We start from the raw sequence: 17,628 nt of genomic DNA, 5'->3' as shown, positions 1-17,628 counted from the left end.
GGCGTGCTGTGTTCACGCGGTATTCGCCGCAGGGGCCCGGTGCGTTACCTCGGGCGCCGAACACCAGGATGCAGTTCCCCCTTCTGGCACAGAGCGGAAAGACGGCCGATGGACGACGCCCACCCGACACCGACGATCTTCGGGGCGCTGTGGCGGTACCGCTGGATCTCGCTCGCGATCGTGGCGGTCGCGGTGCTGGTCAGCCTCGCGTTCTCGCTGGCGGCGGGCGACGGCCGCACCGCGCAGGCGCGGATCGTGCTCAAGGCACCGGACCACACCGGCGCGCTGGGGATCGAGATGACCAGCGAGTCGAGCTTCGTGCGCTACGTCAAGCAGCGCGCGCTGTTCGTCACCTCCGACCGGGTGCTGGCGGCGGCGCGGGTCCGGCTCGGTGCCGAGTCCCTGCCCCAGCTGCGCTCGGCGATCACCGCGGAGGCGTCCTCCAGCGGCGAATCCATCGAGATCACCGTCGACGGCCCCGGGCTGGAGCGTTCGGCGCTGATCGCCAACGAGGTGATCGCCGCCTACCAGGAGCAGTCCCGCGCCGAGGTCGCGGCGGCGACCGAGAAGGGCCTGCAGACGCTGGTCGCGCAGCGCGCCGGGATCGTGGCCGAGGCCGCCGGGGTCCCGCCGGGCGCGCCGATCGGCTCCGCGGCCGGGCAGACGCTGAGCGACCTCGACCAGCAGATCGCCCGGATCAAGCTGGTCGCGGCCCAGTTCGACGACGGTGTGTCCTTTGTGGATGTCGCTTCGGCGGGAGGTGTCGGGCCCTGGCGCGGCACCCTGCGCGACACCGCGATCGGCACCGCGGTGGGCATGATGCTGGCCGCCGCGCTGGCGTGGTTCCGGGCCGACCGGGACCGCCGGGTCCGCGACGCCGACGACCTGGTCCGCGTCGTCGACGAACCGGTGCTCGGCGAGATCGAGACGGTGCCGTCGCAGGCGGCCCCGGCGCTGAGCCGCCCCGGCGTGCCGCCGCTGCGCTCCTACCAGCTGGTGGCCTCCGGCCTGCGCAGCCGGATCGGCAGCGGAGTCGTGCTGGTGACCAGCGCGTCCGGGGGCGAGGGCGCCACGACAACGGCCCTGCAGATCGCCGGTGCGGCGGCGCGGGACGGCCTGCGGGTGCTGGTGGTCGACGCGGCGGTCCGCTCCCGCGACCTGTCCCGGCACCTCGGGCTGGCCGAGTGGGCCGGGCTGACCTCGATCGCGACCGGCACCGCGTCGCTGGCGCAGGCGACGCTGCCGGTGCACCTGGGCGACGGCGTCCGGTTCAGCGTCGTGCCCGCCGGGCACGGCCACCCGTACTCCGGCGAGCAGCTGCGGTCGGCACTGCTGCGGCAGGCGATCACCGAGATGCGGGCGCATTACGACCTGGTGCTGGTGGACCTCCCGCCGCTGATCGCCCAGCCCGAGACGACCCCGCTGGTCGGTGCCTCCGACGGCGTGGTGGTCACCGTGCGGCGCGACGGTGATCTGGGCTCGCTGCGGCGATTGCGGGAGCAGCTGCACCTGTTCGGCGGCACGATCACCGGCTACGTGCTCACCTTCGCCGGTTCGGCACCGGCACGCGGCGCCGAACCAGCCGAGCCCGCTCCCGCGCGGTGACGGCGACCGCCGCGCGGTCGGTGCGCGGGCTCGCGGCGAAGGCGGCGCCGGTCCTGTCGCAGGGGATCACGGCGGGCACGAGCCTGGTGTTGCAGATCCTCGCCGCGCGAGCGCTCGGGCTCGCCGAGTTCGGCGCTTTCGCGCTGCTGCTGGCACTCCTGGTGACCGCGAGCGGCCTTTACACGGGAGGGGTGGGCGACGCGCTCGCGGTGCTCGACCGGCACGATCCCGCCACCCGCGCGGGCATCGCGGCGAGCGCGCTCGGCTGCTGGGCGCTCTGCCTGGCCGTCGCGGTCGGCACCGCCCTGGTGGTGGCGGAGGGCGAGCCGTGGGTCGCGGCGGCCTTCGCCGCGATGGTGGTGCTGCGGCTGGCCGCCGAGACGGCGCGGCGCTTGCTGATGGCCCGGCTGGAGTTCTGGCGCCTGGTCGTCAACGACACCGCGCATCTGGTCGTCACGCTGGTCGCGGTGGGGATTTTCGCCGCGACCGGCCGGATCACGCTGCTCGGCTTGCTGGCGTCGATGGCGATGGGCGCGGGTGCGGCGGTGCTCACGGGGATCCTGCAACTACCCGCTGACGAGCTGCGCCGAGTGCGCCCCGGGCGTGCGGCGTTGGCGCAGGTGCTGTCGTTCGCGGCGTGGAGATCGCTCCAGGCGGCCCTGCGGCCGGCCGCGTTGCTCGCCTCGCGCGTGCTGGTGTCGGCCTTCCTGTCGCTGGCCGCCGTCGGTGCGCTGGAAGCGGGCCGGCTTGTCGTGGCCCCGTTGCAGGTCGTGATCAACGGAGCCGGCGGATTCCTGCTGTCCGACTTCGCCGCGAGGGAGCGGCAATCCGCGGCTCGCGCGCACGGGAGAGCGAGCCGCGCGGCGAAGATCCTGCTGCTGGGCACTGGAATCGGTGGGATTTCGTTGGCGTTGCTGTCGAATCCCTTGGGGCGTTTGCTCACAGGAAGCGAGGTGGATCCACTCCTGGTGCTCGGATGGGTCGCCTACCTGATGTCCTGGGCGGCTGGGCTTCCGCACGTCACCGAGGCGGTGGCGCGCAGGAAGGCGCGTGAGGTCTTCCTCATCAGGCTGGTGGATTCGCTGCTCGGGCTGGCGCTGGTCGCCGCGGCGCTGCTCTGGTGGGACGGCGTGGCGGTCGTTCCCTGGCTCATGGCGTGCGGCGGGGCCTATTCCTCCTGGCGGGTGCGGCGGCTGGCGATCCGCTCGCGGGCCTGAGCACGCTGTCCCGCCCGGCGGGACGGATCGTCGCATTCCGCCGAGGTCAAGGCGGGTTCCCACGCTGTGGACGCCGGAATAGCGATCCCGCGAGGTGTCTTGCAGCTGGTGATGGTCTTCGGGAGGACGAAGAAGGGACCACACCGATGACATTGCACCTTGCGGTGGCGCTGGACGGCGCGGGCTGGCATCCGGCGGCGTGGCGGGAACCGACCGCGCGGCCCGGTGAGCTGTTCACCGCCGACTACTGGACGGACCTGGTGACCGAGGCCGAGCGCGGCCTGCTGGACCTGGTCACCATCGAGGACGGGCTGGGGCCGCAGTCCACCCTGGAGGACGGCCCGGACGACCGGACCGACCAGGTGCGCGGGCGGCTCGACGCGGTGCTGATCGCGGCGCGGGTCGCACCGCGCACCTCCCGCATCGGCATCGTGCCGACAGCGGTGGTCACCCACACCGAGCCGTTCCACATCTCCAAGGCGATCGCCACCCTCGACTACGTCAGCAACGGTCGCGCGGGCCTGCGCGCCCAGGTGACCCCCCGCGCCAGCGAGGCAGCGCACTTCGGCCGCCGGGAGTTCCAGCCGTTCTCCCTCGACCGGCTCGGCGGGGAGCTCGCGGCCGAGCTGTTCGGCGAGGCGGCCGACTACGTCGAGGTGGTGCGCAGGCTGTGGGACTCCTGGGAGGACGACGCCGAGATCCGCGACGTGGCCACCGGCCGGTTCATCGACCGGGACAAGCTGCACTACATCGACTTCGAGGGCAGGTGGTTCAACGTCAAGGGACCGTCGATCACCCCGCGCCCGCCGCAGGGGCAGCCCCCGGTGGCGGTGCTCGCGCACGAGGAGGTCGTGTACCGGCTGGCGGAGCAGAGCGCCGACATCGTCTTCGTGACCCCGCAGGACACCGGCGAGGTGTCCGCGATCGCCGGTGACGTCCGGGGACCTCTCGTCTTCGGCGACCTCCTGGTCTTCCTCGACGGGACTCCCGGGGCCGCGGCCGGCCGCAAGGCGCGCCTGGACGATCTCGCCGGTGCCGAGCACACCTCCGACGCGCACGTGTTCACCGGTACTCCGGCGCAGCTGGCCGACCTGCTGCTGGAGTGGAACTCCGCCGGGCTGACCGGTTTCCGGCTGCGCCCTGGCGCGATCCCGCACGACCTGACCGCGATCACCCGCGGCCTGGTGCCGGAACTCCAGCGGCGGGACGCCTTCCGCCGCGAGTACACCGCCTCGACCCTGCGCGGGCTGCTCGGCCTGCCCCGCCCTGCCAACCGTTACGCGGGAGTGTGAGATGACCAAGCCGCTCAAGCAGATCCACCTGGCCGCGCACTTCCCCGGTGTGAACAACACGACCGTGTGGAGCGATCCGGAGGCGGGCAGCCACATCGAGTTCAGCTCGTTCGCGCACCTGGCGCGGACCGCCGAGCGCGCCAAGTTCGACTTCTTCTTCCTCGCCGAGGGGCTCCGGCTGCGGGAGCAGGCGGGCCGGATCTACGACCTGGACGTGGTCGGCAGGCCGGACACCTTCACCGTCCTGGCGGCCCTGGCCGCGGTCACCGACCGGCTCGGCCTGGCGGGCACGATCAACTCCACCTTCAACGAGCCCTACGAGGTGGCCCGCCAGTTCGCCAGCCTCGACCACCTCTCGGCCGGGCGGGCGGCGTGGAACGTGGTCACCTCGTGGGACGCCTTCACCGGCGAGAACTTCCGGCGCGGCGGATTCCTCCCGCAGGACCAGCGCTACGAGCGGGCCGAGACGTTCCTGCGCACGGCGTGGGAGCTGTTCGACTCCTGGCGCGGGGACGAGATCGTCGCCGACCGCGAGTCGGGCAGGTTCCTGACCGACCCGGCCGCGGGTTCTTTCGCCCACCACGACGCGCACTTCGACATCTCCGGCCGGTTCAACGTGCCCCGAAGCCCGCAGGGGCGGCCGGTGATCCTCCAGGCCGGCGACTCCGACGAGGGCCGCGAGTTCGCCGCCGCCACCGCCGACGCGATCTTCAGCAGGCACGGCACGCTGGAGGCGGGCCAGGCGTTCTACTCCGACGTCAAGCGGCGGCTCGCCCGCCACGGCCGCACCCACGAGCAGCTCAAGGTGCTGCCCGCGGCGACGTTCGTGCTCGGCGACACCGACGCCGACGCCGCGGAGAAGGCCGCCGTGGTGCGCAGGCAGCAGGTCAGCGGGCAGACCGCGATCAAGTTCGCCGAACAGCTGTGGAACCGCGACCTGTCCGGCTACGACCCGGACGGGCCGCTGCCCGAGATCGACCCGCTGGTGGGGGAGAACACGATCTCGAAGGGCCGCGCCAGCGTGCGCAACCACCGCGACCCGATCGCGACCGCCAACCAGTGGCGCGAGCTGGCCGCGGCGAAGAACCTGTCGCTGCGGGAGGTGATCATCGAGGTCTCCGCGCGGCAGACCTTCGTCGGCTCGGCGGCCACCATCGCCGAGGAGATCAACCGGCTCGTGCAGGCCGACGCCAGCGACGGATTCATCCTGGTCCCGCACGTCACGCCCGGCGGGCTGGACGAGTTCGCCGACACGGTGGTCCCGCTGCTGCAGGAGCGCGGTGTCTTCCGGACGGAGTACGAGGGGGAGACCCTGCGGGACCACCTCGGTGTCCAGGCTGCTTCGCGGCTTGGATAAGCCGTCCTGCGGCCGTGCCGGTTGCCCGCTGCCCGCCTCAGTTGGGCTTGGGCCTGCCCTGTTCGCCGATGACGCCGTGCCGGGCGGGCGGCCCGCTCGGCTGCCGCCCGCTACCCGGTGTCACCGGTGAACCGGAGCGGGCGTGGCGGCGGGCTTCCGGGATGTCGGCGGGGGAGCCGGGTGACGGCCGGGCTCCCTGCTCCAGCTCGTGCAGCCGGTTGGTGATCAGTTCCTCGACCAGCGCGCGGTCGGCGTGGCCCTTCTCGTGGTCGAGCAGGACGCCGAGCGCGTCGGCGTCCAGCGAGCGGATGCGGTAGCGAAGCACGCCGACGGGCAGTTCGTCGTAGTCGGGCAGGGGAAGTCGTTTCTCCGCCATGGTGAACCCTCCTGGACTCGAACAGCCGGGCATCTCGAACACCCGGACGTCAGCCGGGCCTCGAACACCCGGGCATCATCACGCGTCCCGCGTGGAAAGTGCAATGTGGACCATGGTGCTCCGGTTCCTCCCCGGGTATCTTGGACCGGACTACCCGGAAGTCGCACGTGGTAATCAGGTGGTGCCCGCCGCACCGCTCGATCGGTTCAGCGGCGGGTCCGAGGTCCGGCAGGGATCGCGGCGTGGCTCGACGAGGGCCGGGGCCACGACCGCGATGAGGAGTGGCAGCGGAACCGGGACGGAAAGTTGTCCAGATTGGACAGACGTGGTCCGCTGCGACGCGTGCGGCGGCCCGGTTTCCTAGCCGTGGTGCGCGGGCTGCGGGGCTGCGGGTTCAGTCGGCCAGACCGCTTCGCGGTGCGGGTCAGGCGCTGGTGCCCGCAACGTCAGGTCGAGCACCGGGCCGGTGTTGCGGCGGCAGGCCGGTCAGGGCGAGCGCATCGGTGACTGCGCAGAGTAGCGGGCGTGCGATCAGGACTTCTCCTCACTGTCCCCCGTGTGGGTGCGGCGAGGATGCCCGGAACGATCTTGGGAGCGTTCCGCCGAGAAGCCCTGGTTTCCCCGGATTTCCCGTTCCGGTAAAGGGTTTCCGACCTCGCGTCCGCCGTCGCCCGGTAGTCCAATGGGCCCATGGGTGGATTACGACTTCTGGTCCTGGCAGCGGCGGTCGTCGCGGTGGCCGCCTCCGGTTCCCCGCAGCCGCCCGGCCCGGCTCCACCGGTGGAGGTGGCGCATTCCCGCGCGGTCCCGGGCCACATCACGGTGATCGGCACTGTGGCCCGAGGTGTCGAGCAGGGCTGTTACCTGCTGCGGACCTCCGGACGCCCGTACCTGCTCATCGGAGACGACCCGGACATCCGGGACGTGGGCGCGCGGCTGATCGTGCGCGGCGACGCCCGGCCGGGGACGCCGACGACGTGCATGCAGGGGATCCCGCTGTACGTCACCGACGCGCGCCCGGTGTGACCGTCAGCCGGTGGTCCGCCTGCGTGGCAGGTCGTCGTCGACGGGGTCCGGGATCCCGCGCGGGCGCAGCAGCGCGTTCGCGAAGTAGGGGATCAGGTCCGCGCTGCGGGTCACCAGCCACGGGATTCCCTTGGCCAGCAGCCACAGCAGGTGATCGAGCCGGCTGACCCGCCTCCCACCGGAGCACCGCAGGGACACCTCGCGCGACAGCGCGACCCCGGCGTTGGCGAACTCGCGCGCGAAGGCGTGCGCGAGCATCCGGTGCCCGAGTTCGCCGGGGTGCAGCCGGTCCACGCTCCAGGTCGCCGGGTGGTAGGCGCCGGGCAGCCGGTCCAGGTCGACCACCCCGGCGCCGTGGCGCTGGGCGGCGGCGTCGAGCGCGATGTTGAGGTCGTCGATGCGGCCGGTGAGGAACCGCCGCAGCGGACCGGGCAACCGGAACACCCGCCCGTGGTCGTGGTAGCGGATCGTGACCACGGTCGCCCCGGCGTCGGTCAGCCTGGAGAGCACGTGGTCCATGTCGGCGTGCAGCCGCCGCACGTCGAAGTCCGAGCGCATCGTGTCGTTCATCCCGGCCATCACCACCGCGACGTCCGGCTGCGAGCGCAGGGCGGCGGGCAGCTGGCCGGTGGCCAGATCGCCGATCCGGGCACCGCTGGTGGAGACGTTGACCAGCCGGGCGACTCCCAGCGAGTCGGCCAGCAGCGGCGCGAACCCGCGCCATCCGCCGCCGTGGACCGGGTCGCCGATGCCGACCGCGATGGAGTCCCCGAGTACCGCGAGCGTGGTAGGCCTCCCCAGCGGCCGGGGATCCGGAGTGATCACCTCTGCGTGCACGCGCACATGATTCTCAGCGCGGCTCCCCAGCCGGTGAGGTGGCGGTGGCGATCCGGCGACCACCAGGCGAAGTCTCGGGGGCTCGGCGTTCCGCCCGCGGCGGGGGCAGGGTTGCGCTCGGTGCGAGGGCCGGACTCCGCTCGCCGCGACCGCTCCGGTCCCGGCCTGCCGTGAGCCCCGGCCCGGCCCACTGCGAGCCCGGCCGACCCACCGTGAGCCCCGGCCCTGCCCGCCGCGTCCCAGGCCCCGCGCCCCAGGCCCCGCCGCGCCCCGCCCCCTGCCCGGTTCGCCGCGCCCATTACTCGCGGCCACCGAACTGCTCCGTTCGGTTCACTCGAAAGTGATCGAACTGTGGCAGGGTCGGCGCTGAGCTGACCGACAGCAGGGCTGGGGTGCGAGCGGTGCTGTCCGCGGTGTGCCCCGGCTCGCCCCGGGGAGAGGACAAAGCCCGTGCGCATCACCCGCTGGAAACCGTTACCCCTGATGATCGGCGCCGCGCTGGTGGCCACCGCGCCGGTGGCGCCCGCCGCCGCGCCCGCCCCGGCCGACCAGGTCGAGGACTACTACCAGGGCGCGATCGGCAAGACCGGCCCCGAGCTGGAAGCCGCCCTGCACGGCATCATCAGCAACGGTGTCACCACGCTGGACTACGACCAGGTGTGGGACGCGCTCAAGGCCACCGACGAGGACCCGGCCAACCCGGCCAACGTCGTCCTGCTCTACACCGGCCGCTCCCAGAGCAAGGACTCCAACGGCGGCGACGCCGACGACTGGAACCGCGAGCACGTCTGGGCCAAGTCCCACGGCGACTTCGGGACCTCGCCCGGACCGGGCACCGACGTCCACCACCTGCGCCCGACCGACGTCTCGGTCAACAGCACCCGGGGCAGCAAGGACTTCGACAACGGCGGTACCGAGGTCGGCGAGGCGCCGGGCAACTTCACCGACGACGACTCCTACGAGCCCCGCGACGAGGTCAAGGGCGACGTCGCGCGCATGATCTTCTACATGGCGGTGCGCTGGGAGGGCGAGGGCGGGTTCGCCGACCTGGAGCTCAACGACAACGTCGACAACGGTTCCGCGCCGTTCATGGGCAGGCTCTCGGTGCTGCGCCAGTGGCACGAGCAGGACCCGGTGTCGGAGTCCGAGCAGCGCCGCAACCAGGTCATCTTCGACCAGTTCCAGCACAACCGGAACCCGTTCATCGACCACCCGGAGTGGGTCGCCGAGATCTGGCGCTGAGCACCCCCGGGCACGGGGTGGGTGACGATCATCCCGGTGACTCCCGTGGCGGGCGCGGCCACCTGCTGATGACCTTCGGGGCGTTGGTTCCCTTCGGCCTCCGGGCGGGGCCGATGCCGAGAGGAGAGCTTCATGATGGGTCGAGCGGTGTCCGCGTTCGCGCTGGTGGGCCTCGCGCTGGTCGGCGCTGCCGCGACGGCGGGCGCGGAGGGGGCCGCGGACGGCTCCGTCCCGGGACTGCTGTGCGCCGAGCGCGGCGGCACGGTCGTGCCGGACGGGAACGGTCAGTGGTGCGTGGGCGGTGAGTTCGACGGCCGCCCCGTGAGCGGTGTCGAGGACTGATCCCGTTCAGCGTCCAAGGGGCCGGGGGCGATCGCCCCGGCCCCTTTTTCGTCGCTCACCACACCTCGGCGAGCAGTTCGTAGGAGCGCAGCCGGTCGGCGTGGTCGTGCGTGATGGTGGTGATGAGCAGTTCGTCGGCTCCTGTGGCGTCGCGCAGGACCCGCAGCTGCGCCGCCACGGCCCGCGGAGTGCCGACGATCTGGGTGCGCACCCGGTCGTCGACCGCGGCCCGCGCCTCGTCGGTCCACTCGAAGTCGTCCGCCTCGGCCGGGCTGGGGAACGGGATCGCGCCGTCGCCCGCGCGGATGCTGTGCACCCACCGCGGGAAGGGCTTGGCCAGTTCGCGCGCGGTGTCCTCGTCCTCGGCCACCACGACGTCGGCCGACACCATGACGTGCGGGCGGGGCAGCCGCCGCGACGGGACGAACGCCTCGCGGTAGGCGGCGATCGAACCGAGCACAGTGGACGGTGTCACGTGGTAGTTCGCGCCGAACGGCAGCCCGAGCTCGCCCGCCGCCCGCGAGCTGGGGCCCGCGCTGGAACCGAGGATCCAGGTCTCCAGGTCGGCTCCCTCCGCGACCGCTGAGCGGTGCGCCGACCCGTCCTCGCCGTGGTACCTGCCGGTGAGGAAGTCCAGCACGTGCCCGACCTGGTCGCGGTAGTCGCCGGACTCGAACGCGCCGAGCAGTCCGGCGTGCGTGCGCAGGCGTTCCACCAGGTGCGGCGCGTGCTGACGCGGTGGAGGCGCCGGGACGAGCAGGCCGTCCACCACCCGGTCGGCCGCGGGTTGCGGCGGTGCGGCCGATTTCCGGGCCAGATCGCCGATCCGCCCGTACGCCGAGCGGCCGAGGCCGAGGTCGACGCGGCCGGGATGCAGCTGCGCGACGGTCCCGAAGTCCTCGGCGACCTCCAGCGGCGTGCGGTTTCCCAGCAGCACCGCGCCGGAACCGACGCGGATGGTCCGGGTCCGCCCGGCCACGGCGGCCACCAGCACGGCGGGCGAGGACGAGGCCACTCCCGGGGCCAGGTGGTGCTCGGCCAGCCAGAAGCGCCGGTAGCCGAACCGCTCGGCGTGCTGGGCGAGGTCGAGGGTGTTGCGCAGGGCGTCGGCCGCGGTCTGGCCGGAGACGACGGGGGAGAGGTCGAGCACGGACAACGGCGTGGCAGCAGGCATCTCGTTTCCTTTCGTCACCCGGTGCAACGCCCCGCGCGCCGGATGATGCCGCGTTCCAGGATGCGGGAGATCCCGCCGCGCGGCCGAGCTGGCGGATCGGGCCGGTCCCGGGCGGGCCGCCGCAGGTGGGAGCGCCGGAACAGCTCATGATCAAGTGGCGTAACACGTGCGTAACACCAGCGGAACATCTCGGAAACACGGCGAACCGAGGTTGGACGCCACACCCAGCCCGTCGACGCAGGAAGGTCGGACCGTGACGACTGCACGCCCCGGATCCGCTGTCCTGCGCCCCGACGTGCTCGGCCGCAGGCGGCGCGCCGACCGAGCCCGGCAGGTCGCCGAGGTGATCCGCAGGCAGATCGACCGCGGCGACTTCCCGCAGGGCCACCTGCCCGACGAGCGGGAGCTGGGCGCGGAGTTCGGCATGTCCCGCAACACGATTCGCGAAGCGCTGGAGCTGCTGCGCGGCGAAGGGCTGATCGAGCGCGTGCCCGGACTGGGCACGCGGGTGTCGACGGAGAAGTACGCGCATCCGCTGGACCACCTGCGCGGCCTCGCCGAGACCATGCGCCCCTACGGCGGGATCACCAACGAGGTGCGCACCGCGGGCCCGATCCGGCCGCCGCGCTCGGTCGCCGACCGGCTCCGGCTTCCCGCCGGATCGCCGGTGATCTACCTGGAGCGGCTGCGCAGGCTCGACGGGCTGCCGCTGTCGGTGGATCTGACCTACCTGGTGCCCGAGATCGGCGAGCAGCTGATCGCCCACGACCTGCGCAACCGCGACGTGTTCGGGCTGATCGAGCAGATCTGCGGCCAGCCGCTGGGAACCGCGGAGGTCACGCTGGAGGCGGTCAACGCCGACGCGCACTCCGCGGCGATGCTCGGACTTCCCCTCGGGGGCGCGATGCTGGTCGCCGAGCGGTTCACCCGGCTCGCTGACGGCAGCCCGGTGGACCTGGAGTTCCTGCGCTTCCGGGGCGACCGGATGACGATGAACACGGTGCTGCACCGCCCTGCGCGGGAGGACCGGCGATGAGCGTCGACCTGGTCACCCGCGCGTACGTGGACCTGCGCCGCGTCGCCAGCTCCTTGTGTCCGCGCTGATCCCGCACCACTGCTAGGAAGACCGCACCGGCCGTCGGCGCCGGTGTCCTCGTGCTGCCCGCTTCCCGGGCGGATTTCCCACCACCACACGGAGGTCCCGCATGTCCCTCGCCGAGAACCGGGCCGACGTCCCGGTCACGATCGACGGATCGCTGTGCCTGAACGGCTGCCGCCTGTGCGTCGACATGTGCCCGCTGGACTCCCTGGCCATCGACCCCGAGACCGACAACGCCTACATGCACGTCGACGAGTGCTGGTACTGCGGACCGTGCGCCGCGCGCTGCCCCACCGGAGCCGTGACCGTGAACATGCCCTACCTGCTCAGGTGAGAAACCCATGACATCACCAGGAAAACGCGCGTTGATCGCGCTCGCCGCCCTGTCCGCCGCGCTGACCGGGTGCAGCGCGGCGGCCTCCGACGACGTCGAGGTGGTCGTCGGCTACCAGTCGAAGACGATCAACACTGTGACCGCCGGAACCCTGTTGCGCGCCACCGGGTTCCTGGAACGCAGGCTCGACGAGCTCGGTCGGCGCACCGGAAAGCGGTACTCGGTGTCGTGGCAGGACTTCTCGACCGGCGCGCCCATCACCGCGCAGATGCTGGCCGGCAAGATCGACATCGGCTCGATGGGCGACTACCCGCTGCTGATCAACGGTTCGCGGGCGCGGGGCGGGGACGGCACCAAGCTGGTGTCGGTCACCGGCTACAACCAGCGCGGGGCGCTGAACATGGTGGTCAGCCGCCCCGGATCGCCGGTCCGCGAGCTGGGCGACCTCGCCGGGAAGCGGGTCTCGACCAGCGTCGGCTCGGCCGCGCACGGCACGCTGGTGCAGGCCCTGCGCCGGGCGGGCGCGGAGGTCTCGGTGCAGAACCAGGAACCGGCGGTCGGTGCCTCCACATTGGAGTCCGGCGGTGCCGAGGGGCTGGCGCAGTTCGTGGCGTGGCCGGGGCTCCTGGTCTTCCAGGGCAAAGCGCGGCCGGTCTACGACGGCGCCGAGCTCGACGTGCCCACGTTGCACGGAGTCGTGGCCCGCGACGAGGTCATCGAGGAGCGGCCCGAGGTGCTGGACGCGTTCCTCAAGGCCCAGTTCGACGCCACCCGCTACCTGCACGAGGACCCGCTGCGGTCCGCCCGCCAGGTCGCCGACGCGACCGGGTTGCCGCCGGAGGTCGTCTACCTCTACAACGGCGCGGGCGGTCAGGTGACCTTCGACCCCACGATCAAGCCGGGCCAGCGCGAGGCGCTGGCCGCCGACGTCCCGTTCCTCAAGGAGATCAGCGCGCTCCAGGAACTGGACCTCGGCTCGTTCATCGACGACGGGCCGCTGCGCGCGGCCTACGGCGACCGCTACGACGCCGACGCGGCCGGCACCGCGAACCCGAGTCCCATCAGGGGAACCGACCCGGTCTGCGGAGCCGAGGTGCGGGATCCCGCGACAGCGGGTGAGGTCTGGCTGTCCGATGAGGACAGCACGAGCCCGGCGGTGAGTCCGACCTGCCTGCTGCGCCAGATCAGGCAGGCGGAAACCCAGGGCAGGGCGGTGCGCGCCGCGTACGTGCCGGACGCGTTGACCGGAACCCGGTGGTTCGCGGACAAGGCGACCTGGGTGCGGGATCCCGCCGCATCGCCGGAATCCCGGTTCGTGCCGTTCGCCACCCCGGCGTCCGCTCGGCGCTACCAGGCCGAGCACCTCGGCGCGGTCGAGGTCGGCTACCGCGACGCGATCGGGGAGGCGTAGATGCGACGTGCGCTGCTGCGGGTGTCCTCCTTGGTCACCGCGTTGCTGTTGTGGGAACTGCTCTCCGGCGCCGACGCCGAGCTCTGGCTGCACTTCGACCGGCTGCCCGCGCCGTCGGAGGTCGCCGAGGCGTTCGCCGCGCAGCTGACCACCACGGTCTACTACCGGGACCTCGCGCAGAGCCTGCTGCGGATCCTGAGCGGCTTCGCGCTCGCCGCCCTCGCCGGGATCGCCGTCGGGGTCGCGGTCGGCCGCTCCCGCACGACGGCGACCCTGCTGCAACCGCTGCTGGAGGTGGTGCGGCCGGTCCCGGCGATCGCGCTGGTTCCGATCGCGATCCTGCTGTTCCCCAGCAACGAGCAGGGGATCGTGTTCATCACGTTCGTCTCGGCGTTCTTCCCGATCGTGGTCAACACCCGGCACGCGGTGCGGGCGCTGCCTGCGGTGTGGGAGGACGCCGTGCGCACCATGGGCGCGTCGCGGGCGCAGGTGCTGCGGACCGTGGTGCTGCCGGGAATCCTGCCCGGCGTGTTCAGCGGCCTGTCGGTCGGCATCGGGGTGGCGTGGATCTGCCTGATCGCCGCCGAGATGATCTCCGGCGAGTTCGGCACCGGCTACCGCACCTGGCAGTCCTACACCGTCGTGGACTACCCGGGCGTGCTGGTCGGGATGATCACCATCGGCGTGCTGGGCTGGGCGACCTCGGCCGGGGTCGAACGGCTCGGCGGCAGGCTCACCCGCTGGCTGCCCGGGGAACCGGAGGTGAGCCGGTGACCACGCTCGAAGCGCCCGCGGGCGCCGCGGTCGGCATCAGCGACCTGAGCCTGCGCTACGGCGAGCGCCCGGTGCTCGACGGCGTCGCGCTCGACGTCCGGCCGGGCGAGATCGTCGTCATCGTCGGAGCCTCCGGCTGCGGCAAGTCGACCCTCCTGCGCGCCGTCGCCGGTCTGCTGCCGGTGCACTCCGGGGCGTTGCGGGTGGGCGGCCGTCCGGTCGCGGGCACCGACGCCGACCGGGCGCTGGTGTTCCAGGACGACGCCCTGCTGCCCTGGCTCACCGTCGCCCGCAACGTCGAACTTCCCCTGGCGCTCAGGGGAGTTCGCAGGTCCGAGCGTCGCGAGCGGGCGGCGGACTGGCTGGCCCGCGTCGGGCTCGCCGAGCACGCCCAGCGGCTGCCCAAGGAGCTATCCGGCGGCATGCGCCAGCGCGTGCAGCTGGCCAGAACACTCGTCGCCGCGCCCGGGCTGGTGCTGATGGACGAACCTTTCGGCGCGCTCGACGCGCAGACCCGCGCCGCCATGCAGGACCTGCTGCTCGAAGTCCGGACCGCCCGGCCGGCGACCGTGCTGTTCGTGACCCACGACGTCGACGAGGCCGTGCGCCTGGGCGACCGCGTCGTGGTGCTGGGTGGCTCCGGCGCGCTGGGTGGCTCCGGCGTCGTCGACGAGATCACCATCGCCGAGCCCCGTTCCGGCGCACCGCAGGACGCCGCGAGAGCGCGCGTCCTGGCCGCGCTGACCGACCCGACCAGGAGAGGTGGATCATGACCTACCCAGCCGCGACCCGGCGGCTCGCTGCCGAGGTGGTCGTCGTCGGCGGCGGCACCGCGGGCACGATGGCCGCGATCACCGCCGCCGAGCACGGCGCTTCGGTGCTGCTGCTGGAGAAAGCCCACGTGCGGCACTCGGGTGCGCTCGCGATGGGCATGGACGGCGTGAACAACGCCGTGATCCCCGGCAAGGCGACGCCGGAGGACTACGTCGCCGAGATCACCCGCGCCAACGACGGCATCGTCGACCAGCGCACCGTCCGGCAGACCGCGACCCGCGGCTTCGACATGGTGCAGCGGCTCGAACGCTACGGCGTGAAGTTCGAGAAGGACGAGTACGGCGAGTACGCGGTGCGCCGGGTGCACCGGTCCGGCAGCTACGTGCTGCCGATGCCCGAGGGCAAGGACGTCAAGAAGGTGCTGTACCGGGTGCTGCGCCGCCGCGAGATGCGGGAGCGGATCACCATCGAGAACCGGGTGATGCCGGTGCGGGTGCTCACCGACGGCGGCCGGGCCGTCGGCGTCGCCGCGTTCGACACCCGCAGCGGTGACTTCGTCGAGGTGGCCGCCGGGGCGGTGGTGCTGGCGACCGGGGCGTGCGGGCGGTTGGGCCTGCCCGCCAGCGGCTACCTGTACGGCACCTACGAGAACCCCACCAACGCGGGCGACGGCTACGCGATGGCCTACCACGCCGGGGCCGAGCTCAGCGGGATCGAGTGCTTCCAGATCAACCCGCTGATCAAGGACTACAACGGCCCGGCCTGCGCCTACGTGGCCAACCCGTTCGGCGGCTACCAGGTGAACGACCGGGGCGAGCGGTTCGTCGACTGCGACTACTGGTCCGGGCAGATGATGGCCGAGGTCGCCAGGGAGATCTCCTCGGCGCGCGGGCCGGTCTACCTCAAGCTCAGCCACCTGCCCGAGGAGTCGATCTCGGCGCTGGAGGGGATCCTGCACACCACCGAGCGGCCCACCCGCGGCACCTTCCACGCCAACCGGGGGCACGACTACCGCAGCCACGACGTGGAGATGCACATCTCCGAGATCGGGCTGTGCGGCGGGCATTCCGCCTCGGGGGTGTGGGTCGACGAGCACGGGGCGACCACCGTGCCCGGCCTCTACGCGGCGGGCGACCTCGCGTGCGTGCCGCACAACTACATGATCGGCGCCTTCGTCTTCGGCGATCTCGCGGGCGCGCACGCGACCGGATTCGCCAGGGAGAACCCGGTTTCCGCCGAGCTGCCCGCCGACCAGCTCGACGCCGCGCGGGAGCTGGTCTACCGGCCGCTGGACAATCCCGACGGCCCGCCGCAGCCGCAGGTCGAGTACAAGCTGCGGCGGTTCGTCAACGACTACGTCGCTCCGCCCAAGAGCGAGGCGAAGCTGCGGATCGCGGTGGAGACCTTCGCCAGGATGGAGCGGGAACTGCTCGGCATGGGGGCGCGCACCCCGCACGAGCTGATGCGCTGCGCCGAGGTCTCGTTCATCCGGGACTGCGCGGAGATGGCCGCCCGCGCGTCGCTGACGCGCACCGAGAGCCGCTGGGGCCTCTACCACGACAACCTGGACCACCCGGACCGCGACGACGACACCTGGATGTACCACCTGAACCTGCGCAAGACCGAGTCCGGGATGGAGTTCCGCAAGCGGCCGGTGGCCGACTACCTCGTGCCGGTGCCGGAGTTCACGGTCCCGGCTGACAAGGACGTCGTGGTGCTGGCGGACCGGTTGGACGTCCCCGGCCAGCGAGCGGCGTCCGATGCGGTCCGTGCGGAGCGCGCGGGCGAGTCGCCGAAGGACTCGCGGCGGATCCTGGAAGTCGTGGCGCTCGCGGAGTCCCAGCCCACCCTCGACGAGATCGACGAGTACCTGACCGACGACGACCCCGACGTGCGCCGGGCAGCGATCACGACGCTCACCGAGACGGCGCCGACGGGTGTCGGCTTCGCGCTCGTTCGCGCACTGACCGACGCGCACGCCGAGGTCCGGCGCGCCGCCGCGTCCGGACTCCTCGAACTCGCCGAGGTCCTGCCAGGAGAGCCGACGCTGGGCACCGCGCTCACCGACACCCTGACCAGCCCGGACCCGGTGGTGCGGGCGAGCGTCCTTGACCTGCTCCGGGCGCTCGGGCTGGGAACTCGGGAGACGTTCCGGTCGGGGCTGGCCGACTCCGACGTGCCGGTGCGGATCGAGGCGGTGCGCGGTGCGGTGTCGCTGGACGCCGCCGACGTGCTCGCCGCGGCGGCAGCCGATCCTTCCCGCGCGGTGCGGGTGGTGGTGGCGACCGGCCTCGGCACGGTCGGCGACCGCGGATCGGCTCCGGTGCTGGCTCAGCTCGCTTCTGACGAGGACGTGCTGGTGCGCGCGGCGGCGTTGGCGGCGGCGGAGGCGCTGGGGACGTCCGGTCCGCTCGCGGAGCGGGCGTTCGGGGCGGTGGGCGAACCCGCGTGGCAGGTGCGAAAGGGCGCTGCGCAGGCGCTGGGAGCGCTCGGCGAGGAGCGCGCGAAGCGGGCGCTGATCGGACTGCTCGGTGATCCGCACCTGGACGTGCGCAAGGCCGCGACGAAGTCGCTGGCCGGGTGGAGCGGCGACGCCGAGGTCCGGGCGGCTTTGCGGGCGGCGCTTTCGGATTCCGACGCCGACGTGCGCGCTTTCGCGCGGCAGGTCGTGGGGTGATCTTCGGTTTCGCTGTGGTTTCCGGGGCGCTCGGCGCCCCAGGTCTCGGGACCGAAGGGGCTCCGCCGCTTCGGAATGCGGCGTTGGGCGG

The 17,628-nt window shown here is 72.6% G+C and carries 16 protein-coding genes; 13 read left to right on the top strand and 3 right to left on the bottom strand.

The genetic code is table 11. The features are described from left to right. Nucleotides 1-108 precede the first annotated feature (108 nt). The 4 genes from ABD691_RS16835 to ABD691_RS16820 all read left to right on the top strand — a co-directional run bounded on the left by ABD691_RS16835 (nt 109) and on the right by ABD691_RS16820 (nt 5,471). Nucleotides 109-1,605: a nucleotide-binding protein gene (locus tag ABD691_RS16835; RefSeq protein ID WP_344680716.1), complete on the top strand. Its 1,497-nt coding sequence runs from the start codon at nt 109-111 to the stop codon at nt 1,603-1,605. Continuing rightward, nucleotides 1,602-2,822, top strand: a complete 1,221-nt coding sequence (locus tag ABD691_RS16830; RefSeq protein ID WP_344680714.1) for an MATE family efflux transporter — start codon at nt 1,602-1,604, stop codon at nt 2,820-2,822. Before ABD691_RS16835 ends, ABD691_RS16830 begins: the two co-directional genes overlap by 4 nt. A gap of 146 nt (nt 2,823-2,968) precedes the next feature. After that, complete coding sequence (locus ABD691_RS16825; RefSeq protein WP_344680712.1) at nt 2,969-4,114, top strand: LLM class flavin-dependent oxidoreductase; 1,146 nt, start codon at nt 2,969-2,971, stop codon at nt 4,112-4,114. Nucleotide 4,115: 1 nt separating this feature from the next. Then, on the top strand, nt 4,116-5,471 hold the full coding sequence (locus tag ABD691_RS16820; RefSeq protein ID WP_344680710.1) for an NtaA/DmoA family FMN-dependent monooxygenase: 1,356 nt from the start codon (nt 4,116-4,118) through the stop codon (nt 5,469-5,471). Nucleotides 5,472-5,508: 37 nt separating this feature from the next. Here ABD691_RS16820 and ABD691_RS16815 read toward each other — a convergent pair whose 3' ends face one another. Continuing rightward, entirely contained in the window at nt 5,509-5,847 is a 339-nt protein-coding gene (locus ABD691_RS16815; protein WP_344680708.1) for a DUF8129 domain-containing protein, read from the bottom strand. 690 nt (nt 5,848-6,537) lie between these two features. On the opposite strand from ABD691_RS16815, the gene ABD691_RS16810 reads away from it, so the two are divergent. Continuing rightward, nucleotides 6,538-6,873, top strand: a complete 336-nt coding sequence (locus tag ABD691_RS16810) for a hypothetical protein (protein WP_344680706.1) — start codon at nt 6,538-6,540, stop codon at nt 6,871-6,873. Between the two features lie 3 nt (nt 6,874-6,876). Here the strand turns inward: ABD691_RS16810 and ABD691_RS16805 are convergent, their stop codons facing one another. Beyond that, complete coding sequence (locus ABD691_RS16805; protein ID WP_344680704.1) at nt 6,877-7,710, bottom strand: SGNH/GDSL hydrolase family protein; 834 nt, start codon at nt 7,708-7,710, stop codon at nt 6,877-6,879. Between the two features lie 483 nt (nt 7,711-8,193). Here ABD691_RS16805 and ABD691_RS16800 point away from each other — a divergent pair, with 483 nt between their 5' ends. Further along, the gene (locus tag ABD691_RS16800; protein WP_344681312.1) at nt 8,194-8,952 is read left to right on the top strand and encodes an endonuclease I family protein; all 759 of its coding nucleotides are present in this window, start codon (nt 8,194-8,196) and stop codon (nt 8,950-8,952) included. A gap of 132 nt (nt 8,953-9,084) precedes the next feature. Continuing rightward, entirely contained in the window at nt 9,085-9,294 is a 210-nt protein-coding gene (locus ABD691_RS16795; protein ID WP_344680702.1) for a hypothetical protein, read from the top strand. A gap of 55 nt (nt 9,295-9,349) precedes the next feature. On the opposite strand, the gene ABD691_RS16790 is transcribed toward ABD691_RS16795, so the two are convergent. Then, on the bottom strand, nt 9,350-10,468 hold the full coding sequence (locus ABD691_RS16790) for an MsnO8 family LLM class oxidoreductase (RefSeq protein ID WP_344680699.1): 1,119 nt from the start codon (nt 10,466-10,468) through the stop codon (nt 9,350-9,352). Between the two features lie 253 nt (nt 10,469-10,721). Here ABD691_RS16790 and ABD691_RS16785 point away from each other — a divergent pair, with 253 nt between their 5' ends. The 6 genes from ABD691_RS16785 (at nt 10,722) to ABD691_RS16760 (ending at nt 17,537) form a co-directional block, all read left to right on the top strand. Continuing rightward, entirely contained in the window at nt 10,722-11,504 is a 783-nt protein-coding gene (locus tag ABD691_RS16785; RefSeq protein WP_344680698.1) for a GntR family transcriptional regulator, read from the top strand. Nucleotides 11,505-11,673: 169 nt separating this feature from the next. Then, nucleotides 11,674-11,901 carry a 4Fe-4S dicluster domain-containing protein gene (locus ABD691_RS16780; RefSeq protein WP_344680697.1) on the top strand — a complete coding sequence of 76 codons (228 nt, stop codon included), beginning with the start codon at nt 11,674-11,676 and terminating at the stop codon, nt 11,899-11,901. Nucleotides 11,902-11,908: 7 nt separating this feature from the next. Continuing rightward, complete coding sequence (locus tag ABD691_RS16775; RefSeq protein ID WP_344680696.1) at nt 11,909-13,312, top strand: ABC transporter substrate-binding protein; 1,404 nt, start codon at nt 11,909-11,911, stop codon at nt 13,310-13,312. After that, the gene (locus ABD691_RS16770) at nt 13,313-14,086 is read left to right on the top strand and encodes an ABC transporter permease (protein ID WP_344680694.1); all 774 of its coding nucleotides are present in this window, start codon (nt 13,313-13,315) and stop codon (nt 14,084-14,086) included. Next, the gene (locus ABD691_RS16765; protein ID WP_344680692.1) at nt 14,083-14,859 is read left to right on the top strand and encodes an ABC transporter ATP-binding protein; all 777 of its coding nucleotides are present in this window, start codon (nt 14,083-14,085) and stop codon (nt 14,857-14,859) included. The genes ABD691_RS16770 and ABD691_RS16765 overlap by 4 nt, the downstream gene beginning before the upstream one ends. Beyond that, nucleotides 14,856-17,537: a fumarate reductase/succinate dehydrogenase flavoprotein subunit gene (locus ABD691_RS16760; protein ID WP_344680690.1), complete on the top strand. Its 2,682-nt coding sequence runs from the start codon at nt 14,856-14,858 to the stop codon at nt 17,535-17,537. Before ABD691_RS16765 ends, ABD691_RS16760 begins: the two co-directional genes overlap by 4 nt. Nucleotides 17,538-17,628 lie beyond the last annotated feature (91 nt).

Origin of the sequence: Saccharopolyspora taberi (assembly GCF_039534165.1) — a bacterium.
In the GTDB taxonomy this organism is placed as follows: domain Bacteria; phylum Actinomycetota; class Actinomycetes; order Mycobacteriales; family Pseudonocardiaceae; genus Saccharopolyspora_D; species Saccharopolyspora_D taberi.
The sequence above is the reverse complement of the archived record's forward strand: the minus strand, read 5'-3'. Positions and strand labels throughout refer to the sequence as shown.

What these genes read in the sequence shown, in the direction of transcription:
- ABD691_RS16835 (WP_344680716.1), top strand. Translation starts at nt 109, where the DNA reads ATGGACGACGCCCACCCGACACCGACGATCTTCGGGGCGCTGTGGCGG.
- ABD691_RS16825 (WP_344680712.1), top strand. Translation starts at nt 2,969, where the DNA reads ATGACATTGCACCTTGCGGTGGCGCTGGACGGCGCGGGCTGGCATCCG.
- ABD691_RS16820 (WP_344680710.1), top strand. Translation starts at nt 4,116, where the DNA reads ATGACCAAGCCGCTCAAGCAGATCCACCTGGCCGCGCACTTCCCCGGT.
- ABD691_RS16815 (WP_344680708.1), bottom strand. Translation starts at nt 5,847, where the DNA reads ATGGCGGAGAAACGACTTCCCCTGCCCGACTACGACGAACTGCCCGTC.
- ABD691_RS16810 (WP_344680706.1), top strand. Translation starts at nt 6,538, where the DNA reads ATGGGTGGATTACGACTTCTGGTCCTGGCAGCGGCGGTCGTCGCGGTG.
- ABD691_RS16800 (WP_344681312.1), top strand. Translation starts at nt 8,194, where the DNA reads ATGATCGGCGCCGCGCTGGTGGCCACCGCGCCGGTGGCGCCCGCCGCC.
- ABD691_RS16795 (WP_344680702.1), top strand. Translation starts at nt 9,085, where the DNA reads ATGATGGGTCGAGCGGTGTCCGCGTTCGCGCTGGTGGGCCTCGCGCTG.
- ABD691_RS16790 (WP_344680699.1), bottom strand. Translation starts at nt 10,468, where the DNA reads ATGCCTGCTGCCACGCCGTTGTCCGTGCTCGACCTCTCCCCCGTCGTC.
- ABD691_RS16780 (WP_344680697.1), top strand. Translation starts at nt 11,674, where the DNA reads ATGTCCCTCGCCGAGAACCGGGCCGACGTCCCGGTCACGATCGACGGA.
- ABD691_RS16775 (WP_344680696.1), top strand. Translation starts at nt 11,909, where the DNA reads ATGACATCACCAGGAAAACGCGCGTTGATCGCGCTCGCCGCCCTGTCC.
- ABD691_RS16770 (WP_344680694.1), top strand. Translation starts at nt 13,313, where the DNA reads ATGCGACGTGCGCTGCTGCGGGTGTCCTCCTTGGTCACCGCGTTGCTG.
- ABD691_RS16760 (WP_344680690.1), top strand. Translation starts at nt 14,856, where the DNA reads ATGACCTACCCAGCCGCGACCCGGCGGCTCGCTGCCGAGGTGGTCGTC.